Here is a 12934-nt window from a genome sequence, read left to right on the forward strand (position 1 = left end):
AGTTTCACATAATGTTTTGGCACTTTCGCATAATAAATTTTATTAATACAGGCACTTAAAATACTTTTATTCAAGTCTTTGAGGGCAAAGAAACAAAAGAGCAGTAATAAGCAGTAATAGAAGTAAACCAAGTTGGTTGCTTACATTCAACATCAATGCAGAAGTAGCATCAAAATATGAATTAATCTCTGAAAGATACAAATAAATACTAGGATGCTTAATCGGGATAACCAATATTTAGACTACTGTGATAGCATTGTAGAGAAACTCGCAGAAGGAGAAATTTTACATATCTCTTTGAACATGACAGGTTATAATCTTGCCTTACACCAACTCATTCAAGAATATTTTTTGAGTGATTTACTTCAAAGAGAGAAAATAAAAACAACCTTACAAAAGAGTGTTAATCTATTATGGACTTATTTGATACCTTTAGATTTATCTGAAGATGATATTTCAATTCTTCCTGCTGAGTTTGAAGGCGATAATATCATTACCAATAATATTATTTCTTTGTATGAAGGAGAGTTACAAATTGCACTGTTGTTTGTAAAAATTGCGATTTTATTACAAGATGAAAGGTTACTTAAAAAAGCTAATCTTATAGCATCTTTTTCAAAAATTAAAGAAGACAGATTTAAAGAAGAAGATTTGACCTTTGATTTGAAAAGTGGAACAATTGGTATAGCATTACTTTACCAAACCATTTATTTTTTGACAAGCGAAAAGCTGTATTTAGAACGAGCCAATTATTGGTTTGAGAAATCTGAAAAATTGAAACAGCTTTTTTTAAAAGAAAAAAATAGAACCATCGAACAACTAGACAAAGAAACAATCTTAGCTTTTGAAGCTTTTAGAAATCCACAAGATACTTTTTGGCGAAGATTTTATTTCCTAGAGTTTGATACATTTTTAGAATGTAACACCAAAGCAAAAAACGTATATTGATTATCGTTATATTAAAATACTCTTGAATTTCATTAACCATTTTTTTCAAGTACCTCTAAACACTATTTACAAAAAAATATGATGGACACAAGAAAAAACATAGCTATCGATTGGTCTTCTCCAGATGTTTTGGAACAAATTGTTCAGAATATCAAAAACCCATTAGAAAACATTATTAGTGCGAGTCAAAATAGTTCGATGGAGCATAAAAATATTGTTGATGAAATCATCTTTTCGAGTAGCAAAGAAATTAGTGACATCGTAGAAGAAATAATGCGAAAAGCTAAATCTAAATCCCTCAATATAACTTTTCAGGGTCGTCCAGAAATTTTTGAAATTTATGAGGAAAATCAAAATGTCCGAGCAATGTGTTCAGATGAGATAAAACCTCAAAAAATAACAAAAATGGATCAAGAATGGCTCATGAGCCTTGAAAAAGAGATTTATGGCTGTATCACCAAAGATTACCTCAGTCTCTACGATTTAGCGTTTAAAATGGCAGTTAGCGAAAGACAGTTGCATAGAAAAATTGCGAATTTAGTCTGTTTAACACCTAATAAATATATAAGGATTCTACGATTACACAAAGCAAAGCAGATGATTGATAATTATATCCAAAATTCTATTTCACAGATTGCCTATTCCGTTGGATATAATGATGTTCACTATTTTTCAACGCTGTTCATGTGTCAGTACAATGTTTCACCTAAAGACCTTATTAAAACGTTACGTTAATCGTCCATTCTATGCAGACTGAACACAAAACTATTACCTTATCAAAAGCTTTCAATGGCAGTAATGACATACATTTTGGCTTAATTGTCAAACTTTAACAGGATAAATTAGTGTATTACTTTAAAACAAGATAATTATGAAAAGAGTCCTTTTTTTCTTAGGTCAATTAAATGACAGAGATGTTGAGTGGATGATTACCAATGGTAGCAAATTAACACTGGAAACAGGCGATAGACTCATCAATAAAGGAGAGTTTGTTGATAGTTTGTACATAGTCTTATCGGGCCAGTTGGCAGTATGTACCAACAATAATGAAACAGTTGCAAAACTCGAAGCTGGTGAAATAGTAGGAGAAATGTCATTCTTAGAATCCAGACCACCCTCTGTTTCAGTTATCGTTACTCAGCCAACGGTTGTCTATCAAATTTCTCGTGAAATGATAACAGCTAGATTTGCAACTAATATGGAATTTAGAGCAAATTTCTATTATGCTTTGGCTTTGTTTCTATCAAATAGATTAAGAAAGACCACAGATCAGTTAGGATATGGAAATCCAGAAGAAGAAGATTTAATAGATATTAGTGTATTGGATGGTGTTGCACAAGCTGGAGCCAGATTTGGGCAAATACTGCATAGATTTTCTGAAGTATAAAGTAAACATTTAACACATAATGTAATGAGATTTTGTAAATGTATTTACATATTGTTGTTTGTTGTCTATATCAACAACTTATACGGTCAGTCAAAAATCAAATGTGATTTAATTGGAATCTCATATAAGGCATTTGATAAAAATCCTTTATTAAAAAGAAGTACTTATACCATTCAGGATGCTGGAGCTGATTTTCAGATTCAAAAAAGTGTCTTTGATGTTAATTCATATTCAGGATTATTAGTTAGAAATAGTAGGTACAATCTTTTTGATGCAGATACCAGAAATCAGTTTGTTGATAAGGTTTTAAAAACAAATACTTCAGAATTCTCTGCGGGTGTTCGTAAAAAGCTTCGTTCTGGACAAACCACAGATATAAGTTTGAATTATGGTTTCAATAATAGTAATCTCCCCTTCGATAGTTTTAATCAAAATGTAGGAGCTTATTGGGGTAATCATACAAGTACTATTAACTTTTCTTTAACGCAACCATTATTAAGGGGGAGAGGACGTGAGGTTACTACTGTCTCTGAAAGAGTATCCCTACTTTATATAGAGAACTCAAAAAAGAATAATGAGTTTACAAATTCTTATGAAATCTTGCAGATAGGCTTTGCTTACTGGAATTATTTTACTGCATTTAAAAATGTAGAAATTTATAAACAGAATGAAAGTAGGGTTAGAAATGTTTTAGAAATCACAAATGAGTTAATAAAGGCCGACAAAAAACCAGCGGGAGATATAGTACAGGTAAATGCAGATTTAGCCAATCAGGAAAAACTAACGATTTTGGCTGAACAGAATTTATATACAGCAAGGCTTAATTTGGGAAGAGCAATCGGACTTAGTAACGAAGAAAGTCTGTTGTTGGATATTCCTGAAAATGAGTTTCCAACAATTTCTCAGTCAGAGTATAGGAAAGATTTAGATAAAAACACTTTCATTAAACTTGCAAAAGGAAAAAGAGCAGACCTGAAGGCACTCAAGAAAGTATATGAAGCATTAGAAATGCAAGCTAAATTGGCAGCCAATAATACAACACCACAATTAGATTTAACGGCATTGGCTTCTTACGGAAGTGCAAGTATGGGTAATGGTATTAGCGAAACCTTCTCTTCTCTCACAAGTAATCAAGGTAGAAATATGAGCGTTGGAGCTAAACTGAGCTTTACATTTCCTGTAAATAATAATTTAGCAAAAGGTAATCTTGCTAAGATTAATGTTGCCTTAAATGACCAAAAAGTGATTAATGATAATCTTCAAAGAAATGTAGAATTAAATATTAGCAATGCCCTCAACAATTTGAATAATAGCGTACTTGTACTTGAAAAGGCAAAAGAGGCATTGAATAATTACCAAGTAGCTTTCAACAACGAACAAGGGAAATTCCAAACAGGATTGACTACTCTTTTAAATTTGATATTATTCCAAGAACGCTTAACGGCATCACAATTAGAATATTTACAGGCTTACCAACAATTTGCTAATGCAATCATTAACCTTAGACATGAAACTGGAACGCTAATTTCACAAGATAATCAGGGATTTACTTTAGATCAAAAATCATTTTATAGTATTCCTCAAACCGATAATTAATAAAAAATAAAACTATGGCAGCAGGATTTTTCAGAAAGTCAGCATTGGAAAAACTTTCGACACCAGAGAAATTAGACCAATTAATAAAAGTGACTGGTCCAAAAGCTTGGATTGCTCTTTTTACGGTTTTCTTGGCATTAAGTACAGGTATAGGCTGGGCTGTTGTGGGCAGAGTAAAAACAAAACTCAATGCCGTTGGAGTAGTTTTAGGCGGAGAGGTTCATGAGGTTGTTGCAACTTCGCAAGGTCAACTCGTAAAATTGAGTGTTGCTATAGGTACAAATGTAAAGGAAGGCGATATTATCGCTGAAATCCAACAACCTGAACTTATTCAACAAATAGAATCTGCAAAAGCTGTATTGTCGGACAGGAAATTGGAGATGGGGAAATTAATGTCTTACGGTAGTCAAGGAACACAGTTGGAGAGCGAAATAATTAATCAAAATAGAATAAGTATTCAAGGTGAAATCGAGTCAGAAAAAAAGAAACTATCATTTCTGAGTAATCAGTTAGAATCTGAAAATAATTTACTTGAAAAAGGATTAATCGTAAAATCGCAAGTTGCTAATACAAAACAACAAATTGATGCTTCCAAGAATACTATCGAAAGATTAAAATCTCAAATGGCAGAAACCTCAAGCCGAAAACTCAATATAGGATTTGATTTACAGCAAAAAATTACTTTGCAAAATCAACGAATTGCAGAAGCCGAAAGGAATCTTCAGTTTGTATCTGAAAGATATGATATTCAGTCGAATATAAGAAGTTCTTATGATGGTGAAGTAGTTGAAGTGCTAACAGATGCAGGCGTTATGGTAGCTGCTGGTACGCCTTTGTTCAAAGTCAAAAACTTGCATGAAAAAAAAATAACTAAGTTGAAGGGTGTACTTTATATTCCTTCGCAAGATGGTAAGAAAATTAAAAAAGGCATGGAGGCTTTTGTGGTTCCATCTACAGTACAACCACAAGAATACGGTTTTATCAAAGCCAAGGTAACTTACATTTCTGACTTCCCCATTACGCAACAAGGTATGATGACTTCTGTCAAGAATGACCAATTAGCGAAAGGTTTATTAGCCTCTGGACCTCTTTTTGAAGTTCACGTAGAATTTGAAAAAGATACTGCATCATACAGCGGATTCAAGTGGACTTCAGCTAAAGGCCCTGATATTTTGATAAAAGAAGGTACTTCTTGCACGGGTAAAATTACCATAAAACAGGAAGCGCCTGCTACAATCGTGGTACCTGCATTTAAGAAATTTTTTGATCTGTACTAATGAACAAATTTTAAAAGATGGATACTACCAAGTTTGTTATCGAAAAACAGGCAAGACCAGTTAAGGTTCCTACAGTATTACAGATGGAAAGTGTGGAGTGTGGTGCTGCCGCACTGAGCATTATATTAGGATATTTCGGAAAGTTCGTTCCTTTGGAAAAACTGAGAATCGCTTGTGGAGTTTCAAGAGATGGCTTAAAAGCTACCAATATTATCAAAGCAGCTAGAGAATTTGGCTTAGAATCTAAAGGCTATGCGAAATCACTTGAAAAGCTGATGCAAATCCAGACACCAGCGATTATATTTTGGAATTTTAACCACTTTTTAGTGTTGGAAGGCTTTACCAAAAATAAAGTATTTTTAAGTGATCCTGCCCAAGGAAGATACCAAGTGAGTCATCAAGAGTTTGATGAAGCTTATACTGGAGTTGTACTTACATTTAATCCAAGTGCAACATTTGAAAAAGGAAATGAAAAAAGAGGACTTCTTGCATCCTTGGGTTCAAGAATTGCAAATTCAAAATTAAGTATCGGCTATATTATTTTAGTGAGCCTTTTCTTAGTCATTCCTGGTTTAGTTATCCCTTCATTTATCCAAATATTTATTGATAAATACTTGATAAATGGCTACTCAGGCTTTGTAATGCCTCTATTACTGATTATGGGAGTAACCTTAATTATTAATGCAGTACTAGTTTATCTCCAACAATATTATTTGCTCAAACTAGAAACAAAATTAGCTTTAACTACTTCCAGTAAGTTCCTGTGGCATGTTTTTCATTTACCGATAGCTTTTTTTACGCAACGTTATAGTGGTGAAATTGGTAACAGAGTATCACTCAACGACAAGGTAGCGAAACTACTAAGTGGGGATCTTGCCAATGCTGCATTGAATATCATTGTTGTTATATTTTATGCCATCCTGATGTTTTCGTATGATGTTCCCTTAACCCTTATTGGGATATTAATGGCAGCGCTTAATGTGGGTGTTATTAAATATGTATCAAGAGCGAGGAAAGATGGAAATCGTCGTTTGAGCAACGAAATGGGCAAACTATTAGGCATAACAACATCTGGAATCAGTATGATTGAGACCTTGAAAGCGTCGGGGAGAGAAAATGATTTCTTTACTAATTGGATTGGATATTTAGCAAAAGTAACCAATGGACAACAAGAATTAGGATGGTTATCAGTTAGGTTCAATGCCATTCCTCCTTTGCTTACTTCGTTGACAACTACTTTGATTTTAGGCATAGGGGCTTTGAGAATCATGGATGGACAGATGACCCTTGGAGCGTTGGTAGCTTTCACTTACTTGATGGGGAATTTTATCTCGCCTGTTAATCAATTAATTTCTGTTGGTACATTGTTAAATGAAACAGAAAGTGACATGGGTCGTATAGACGATGTAATAAATTATGAAGTGGATGACCAATTCAGAGGTGATAATCAGCAAGCAAAAAATTTGAATACTGCCAACAATCAAAAGTTGATTGGGTATTTCGAGATGAAGGATGTAACCTTTGGATATAATACCACGATGCCAGCTTTGGTTGAAGGTTTTAATTTAAAATTGAAACCCGGCAGTAGGGTTGCATTGGTTGGAGGCTCTGGTAGTGGCAAGTCAACAGTGGCTAAAATAGCTTCGGGATTATATAAACCGTGGAAAGGTGAAATTTTGTTCGACGGCAAACCCAAAGACGATATTCCCCGACATATCATTACAGATTCTTTGGCAGTAATTGACCAAGAAGTACTAATTTTTAATGGGACAATTAAAGAAAATATTGCCTTCTGGGATACTACCATTTCGGATAAAAATATTATTCAATCTGCTCGTGATGCCGCCATTCATGATACTATAGCAGTCAGAAAAGATGCTTATGATAGTATGGTGATGGAAGGCGGCTCTAATTTTAGCGGTGGGCAACGCCAACGCTTAGAAATAGCAAGGGCACTAGCCACCAATCCGTCTATTTTGATTATGGACGAAGCTACAAGTGCCTTAGACCCAACGGCCGAAAAATTAGTGATGGATAATATCAAAAGAAGAGGATGTACCTGTTTGATTGTTGCTCATAGACTCAGCACAATTATGGATTGTGATGAAATAATCGTAATGCAATACGGTAAAATCGTAGAGCGAGGAACTCATCAAGAACTGATGAAACAAAATGGTGTTTACGCTCAGCTAATTGAATCAAAATAAAATATAATTATCTACTTAGGTAATGATTAGCACTTCATACACCTAATAATCAATTATTTACATAAACACAAAACGTCGCTTAAATTGTATTCATTACTTAAATCAAGGACTAATAAAATTTACTCTCATGTCTGTAAATGAAAAAATATATATCGGAGTTGAAAATCCCTTTATTCTGAACGATACGGATAGATTTTGGCTGGTGCTTTCGGGTGAAGTAAATGTTTTTTATACTAAAATTGGTGAAAATGGAGAGTATTTAATTGCTTTAAGACACTTGTACACCGCACAGAAAGGAGAAATATTATTTAGTTTATTGGCTCCTGAGCATACTGATAATACAAGGCTTATCATTTCATCAAATGAAGCTACTTTATTAGCAATTGACAAAAATAATCTACTTGATGTTGATCCCTTCTTTTTAAAGAATATGATTAATAAATGGATTACTAAAACATCTACCATTTTAAATACTAATAATACTCCAAGAATTTACACAGCACTTGATGATTTTAAAATAACTACTTTAGAAAAAAATACGGTTGCTTTCCCTTCAAGTGGCATCAATTGGATTCACCTGCTAAAGGGTGAAATTGACGTTTTTTCTGAAAGTACCCCTATCAGCTCAGCGCAATATCCTGATTTTCTTGCACCTGTTTCAAATAAATTATGGATAAAGTCTCTTACCAATGCTACAGAAGTGAGAGTGTTAAGTACTAGAGAGGTACTCATTGAAGACGAAATATATTTTCTACTTTCATTGAGCAAACTAGAAGGGTATTTCTATACTCAACTTAATAAAATTATTGAAAACCAAAGAACAGAAGAAAGTAATCGTTTCCAAGATAAACTTATTAATGAAGCGCAAGGACTAAAAACTACTTTAGAAAAAATAAAATCTATCGTAGTAGGTAATGATGAAAAGTGTCCATCTGCTGTTTATCAAAATTCAAATAAACAAAGTGTTCTTTTTGCAACCTGTCAATTAATTGGAAATCAGATTGGCTTTGATTTGGAAGAGCCCAAGTATATAGAATCCTACCAAAATAGTACTAACAATCAATTATATGCCATTGCAAAGAGCTCGAAAATAAGAATTCGTAAAGTTATTCTGCGAGGAACTTGGTGGAAAGAAGAAAACGGACATTTATTGGCTTTTACCAAAAAAGACAAAACTCCAGTAGCATTAATACAAAAAACTTCTACAAGTTATGTAATGAAAAATTTGTCAAGTGGCGAAGAGTTAGTCATTGATAATGAAGTTGCAGATACTTTAGAACCGATTGGCAATATGTTCTTTGCTGGATTTGATAGCAAAATGACTTCAATCAAAAAAGTAGTTACTTTTGCCATCAAGGGAGTAGAGAAAGATTCAAAAATATTGATACTTGCAGCATTCGTAGGAACTTTAATTGGTTTATTGATACCAATGCTATCTGGATTGATGTATGATGATGTTATTCCAACTGCTGATAAATCTCTTCACACGGAAGTTTTTGCTATTATGATTATGATAGGATTCGTATCTGCAGGTTTACAGCTTGCTCAAGGAGTCCTACAATTAAGGGTTGAATCAAAGTCAAGTATTAATTTGCAAGCGGGTGTAATGGATCACATGCTAAGATTACCTGTGACTTTTTATAAAAAATTCTCTGCCGGCGACCTTACCAATAGAGTATTAAGTATTAATGCTATTCGTCAAATTGTTTCAAATACTTTAATGACAGCGGTATTGAGTGGAGCTTTCTCTTTTGTCAATTTGATATTACTTTTTTATTATGATGCCAAGTTGGCTTGGGTTGGTGTACTCTTAGGTGCAATTGCAGCCGCTTTTATAGTTTGCATTGGATTACTAAAATTAAAATATGATCGACAAGTATCTAAGTATCAAGGTGAAATACAAGGATTTTTATTTGAGTTTCTATCTGGGATTACTAAAATAAGAATAACAGGAGGAGAAAGTAGAGTTTTCACACTTTGGGCAGATAAGTTTTCAAACTTAAAGAAACTTGGATTTAACTCAGGAATGTATCAAAATTTTGTAGAAACATTCAATGCGTCTTACCCACTTTTAACCAGCATCTTCTTTTTCTCATTCTTATATTATACCATATTAAATTCGACTGGAGCTGTAAGTATGCTTTCAGTAGGAGCTTTTTTAGCTTTTATTAGTGCTTTTAACAAATTTTTGAATGATAGTTTAAGACTAAGTATGGCTCTAATTACGTCTCTGAATGTAATTACATTATATGAAAGAGTAAAGCCAATTTTGGAAGAAGAAACAGAATCTGCAGAACAAAGTATAGACCCTGGTGAATTAGCAGGAGAAATAGAAATGAATTCTATTTCTTTTAGATATAAAGAAAATCTGCCACTTGTATTGAATGGCGTTACTTTCAAAGTTAAACCAGGTGAAATGGTTGCCTTCGTAGGAGCCTCAGGTTCTGGTAAATCTACGATTATGAGATTACTTTTAGGCTTTGAACAAGCCGAAGCAGGTTCTATTTATTATGATACAGATTCTTTTGAATCAATGAATAAAGAATTAGTACGAAGACAAATCGGCGTTGTTTTACAAAATGGTGCATTAATGTCAGGAAGTATTTATCAAAATATCGTGGGAAATTCCGAATTGACATTAGATGATGCTTGGGAAGCTGCTCGTATGGCAGGAATGGAGGATGATATCAAGCAAATGCCAATGGAAATGCACACCGTTGTTAGTGAAGGAGCAGGCACATTTTCGGGTGGACAAAGACAACGATTGATGATTGCAAGGGCAATTGTACATAAGCCAAGGTTACTGTTCATGGATGAAGCAACTAGTGCATTAGACAACAGAACACAAAACATTGTTTCTCAAAGTTTAGATAAACTTCAAGCAACCCGAATCATAATAGCTCATAGGCTAAGTACCATTAAGAATGCTGACCGTATTTATGTGATGGATAAAGGAACTATCGTTGAAGCGGGTACGTATGATGAATTAATGGAAAATGATGCTCTTTTTGCACAACTTGCTAAACGCCAAATTGCTTAATCAATGGAAACTACTTTATCAAGTTTGGCATTAAAAGAAGAAGGCGACGATTTATCTAAAGAACTGGAATTGTATTTTGAGAATAAGTTTTCTTCTCAAAAAGCACAACCTAACTCCTTATTGATTGACGAGCCATATATTAGTTCATGGGAAGGCTATGCAACAGATTCTGTTGGTGGAAATGCTTTTTCCATTTTGAAAATGTGTTATCCTCAATTAAATTTCCCTATAGAAGAAGGAATAAACAAAACAGAGGATTACGTTGATACAGTATTGAAAGGAAAAAATGCTCCACTCAAAAGGGAAAGTACACTAAATCTCATTGACACAAAGGGAATTGAAATTAATATTTTTGAAAGTATAGCGGGTAAAGTTCCAGTGATAAAAGTTCCTAACAATCAGGATTTTAAACAAATCGTCCAAAGCCTTTTATACAAGAATAACCCAATCTCTATTCCTGGCTCAATGGGGGCAATCCTAATTAATGGAATTAATAATTGGCATAGATTACATTCTTTGAAACAAGATTGGTTAGCAAATAATCCTTTAGAAAACTGGAATGAGGAATTTGTAAAAAATGTCTTACCAAATTCAGGGTTATTTAAAGATAGAATAATCATTTTAAGTACAAAACCTTACAGTAACGTTTCTGCTAGTAGTTTAGCAATATCTGAATCTGAATGGAAGTTATATTCCTATTCAATCAGACTTGAACATGAGTGTGCACATCTATTTACGTTAAAAAAATATGGCAGTGCGTCTAATAACCTTCACGACGAACTAATTGCAGATTATGTAGGAATTACTAAGACTATTGGTTATTACAATATGGATTGGATGTTGGCATTCATGGGATTAGAAAATTATCCAATTTATAGAAAAGGAGCAAGACTCGAAAACTATCTGGGTAGTTCAAACCTATCTTTTGAAAACTTTGAAAAACTTACTTCAATCATTAAAAATGCTATAAAAAATATTGCAGGTTTTGATGATGAATTAGAAAAGATAAATTCAGCAAATGACCAAATAGCTAGAATCGATGCTTTGTGTAAAGTTAGTATTTTAAAAATAGCCTCAGAAAACGGAAAACATTTACTGCTAAATAAGTACAAGGAAGCGATAAGCAAAGAATATATTTAGATTTATAATTTATGTTATGTTAAGTAAAACAAATCACAAAAAGAAAACAGCAACCATTCTCTTTTTTATTTTAGATGTTTATCGTAATATTGCAATATTACATAATAATCTACTTCAAAAACATTGAAGTAATCTGCTTTTAAATGAATTTGTGGGAATGTTCACAATGACATTTAAATCATTACTCTCAAAATAACACATGGCTGACGCTAAGCCCAACTGTATAATATTAACAAATCAGAGTTTATGAGTGCTATTAATTGCAATCCAACACAACGAAAAAAGCTAAGTTTTTTAGACCAATACCTAACTTTATGGATTTTTCTAGCCATGTTTTTGGGCGTAGGGATTGGCTATTTTATTCCTGATTCATCCCAATTTATTAATTCATTTTCTAGTGGAACAACCAATATTCCTTTGGCTATTGGTTTAATATTAATGATGTATCCGCCTTTGGCAAAAGTACGTTTTGAGAATATCGGTGAAGTGTTCAAAAACACCAAAATACTAAGTGTTTCGCTTTTATTAAATTGGATAATTGGACCAATCTTGATGTTTGCATTAGCAATTATTTTCTTTCATAATCAACCTGAATACATGGTTGGTTTGATTTTAATCGGTATTGCAAGATGTATTGCAATGGTCATCGTTTGGAATGAATTAGCAGAAGGAAATCGAGAGTATGCTGCTGGATTGGTAGCTTTAAATAGCGTTTTTCAAATTCTATTTTACAGTATCTATGCGTATCTTTTTATTACTGTTTTACCACCATATTTTGGGGTGAAAAGTATGGAAGTAAATATCACTATTGAACAAATTGCAGAAAGTGTTTTGATTTATTTAGGCATTCCTTTTTTTGCAGGAATTATCAGTCGATATGTATTGATAAAGTGGAAAGGGATTGAGTGGTTCAATCATAAATATATTCCATTTATTTCTCCTATTACTTTGGTTGCTTTGCTTTTCACCATTGTATTAATGTTCAGTTTAAAGGGAAAACTGATTGTACAAATTCCATTTGATGTACTGGCAATTGCAGTTCCTTTAGTACTTTATTTTATTATTATGTTTTTAGTGAGCTTTGTTATAGGCAGAAAAATGGGTGCTGATTATGCTAAAAATACTGCCATTTCATTCACAGCAACAGGAAATAATTTTGAATTGGCTATCGCAGTTGCTATCGGAATTTTCGGAATAAACAGTGGGCAAGCTTTTGCAGGAGTAATCGGTCCTTTGGTAGAAGTTCCTGCTTTAATTTTATTGGTTAGAGTAGCCTTCTGGTTCAAGAAAAAATGGTACTCAGAAGCGAAATGAATTTCATATTGGTAAAATACAGAAA

9 protein-coding genes are annotated in these 12934 nt (G+C 33.2%); all 9 read left to right on the forward strand.

Annotation, left to right across the window (positions count from 1 at the left end):
* Positions 1-213 precede the first annotated feature (213 nt).
* The 9 genes from ABID42_RS14090 (at position 214) to arsB (ending at position 12909) form a co-directional block, all read left to right on the forward strand.
* Complete coding sequence (locus tag ABID42_RS14090) at positions 214-948, forward strand: hypothetical protein (RefSeq protein WP_367284185.1); 735 nt, start codon at positions 214-216, stop codon at positions 946-948.
* 78 nt (positions 949-1026) lie between these two features.
* Entirely contained in the window at positions 1027-1683 is a 657-nt protein-coding gene (locus tag ABID42_RS14095; protein ID WP_367284186.1) for a helix-turn-helix domain-containing protein, read from the forward strand.
* A gap of 136 nt (positions 1684-1819) precedes the next feature.
* Positions 1820-2335, forward strand: a complete 516-nt coding sequence (locus ABID42_RS14100) for a cyclic nucleotide-binding domain-containing protein (RefSeq protein ID WP_367284187.1) — start codon at positions 1820-1822, stop codon at positions 2333-2335.
* 24 nt (positions 2336-2359) lie between these two features.
* Positions 2360-3931 (forward strand): TolC family protein, encoded by a 1572-nt coding sequence (locus ABID42_RS14105; RefSeq protein WP_367284188.1) that lies wholly within the window; start codon positions 2360-2362, stop codon positions 3929-3931.
* Between the two features lie 14 nt (positions 3932-3945).
* Complete coding sequence (locus tag ABID42_RS14110; RefSeq protein WP_367284189.1) at positions 3946-5208, forward strand: NHLP bacteriocin system secretion protein; 1263 nt, start codon at positions 3946-3948, stop codon at positions 5206-5208.
* A gap of 17 nt (positions 5209-5225) precedes the next feature.
* A complete protein-coding gene (locus ABID42_RS14115; protein ID WP_367284190.1) occupies positions 5226-7415 on the forward strand; it encodes an NHLP family bacteriocin export ABC transporter peptidase/permease/ATPase subunit in 2190 nt (729 codons plus the stop codon).
* Between the two features lie 127 nt (positions 7416-7542).
* Positions 7543-10455, forward strand: a complete 2913-nt coding sequence (locus ABID42_RS14120) for an NHLP bacteriocin export ABC transporter permease/ATPase subunit (protein WP_367284191.1) — start codon at positions 7543-7545, stop codon at positions 10453-10455.
* A gap of 3 nt (positions 10456-10458) precedes the next feature.
* Entirely contained in the window at positions 10459-11595 is a 1137-nt protein-coding gene (locus ABID42_RS14125) for a DUF7005 family protein (RefSeq protein WP_367284192.1), read from the forward strand.
* Between the two features lie 246 nt (positions 11596-11841).
* Positions 11842-12909 carry an ACR3 family arsenite efflux transporter gene (arsB, locus tag ABID42_RS14130; protein ID WP_367284193.1) on the forward strand — a complete coding sequence of 356 codons (1068 nt, stop codon included), beginning with the start codon at positions 11842-11844 and terminating at the stop codon, positions 12907-12909.
* The last annotated feature ends 25 nt before the right edge of the window (positions 12910-12934 follow it).

The organism is Arcicella rosea, assembly GCF_040543805.1.
GTDB lineage: Bacteria > Bacteroidota > Bacteroidia > Cytophagales > Spirosomataceae > Arcicella > Arcicella rosea.

Excerpts from the sequence above, each read along its gene's own strand:
- ABID42_RS14090 (WP_367284185.1), top strand. The coding sequence starts at position 214 with ATGCTTAATCGGGATAACCAATATTTAGACTACTGTGATAGCATTGTA.
- ABID42_RS14095 (WP_367284186.1), top strand. The coding sequence starts at position 1,027 with ATGATGGACACAAGAAAAAACATAGCTATCGATTGGTCTTCTCCAGAT.
- ABID42_RS14100 (WP_367284187.1), top strand. The coding sequence starts at position 1,820 with ATGAAAAGAGTCCTTTTTTTCTTAGGTCAATTAAATGACAGAGATGTT.
- ABID42_RS14105 (WP_367284188.1), top strand. The coding sequence starts at position 2,360 with ATGAGATTTTGTAAATGTATTTACATATTGTTGTTTGTTGTCTATATC.
- ABID42_RS14110 (WP_367284189.1), top strand. The coding sequence starts at position 3,946 with ATGGCAGCAGGATTTTTCAGAAAGTCAGCATTGGAAAAACTTTCGACA.
- ABID42_RS14115 (WP_367284190.1), top strand. The coding sequence starts at position 5,226 with ATGGATACTACCAAGTTTGTTATCGAAAAACAGGCAAGACCAGTTAAG.
- ABID42_RS14120 (WP_367284191.1), top strand. The coding sequence starts at position 7,543 with ATGTCTGTAAATGAAAAAATATATATCGGAGTTGAAAATCCCTTTATT.
- ABID42_RS14125 (WP_367284192.1), top strand. The coding sequence starts at position 10,459 with ATGGAAACTACTTTATCAAGTTTGGCATTAAAAGAAGAAGGCGACGAT.
- arsB (WP_367284193.1), top strand. The coding sequence starts at position 11,842 with ATGAGTGCTATTAATTGCAATCCAACACAACGAAAAAAGCTAAGTTTT.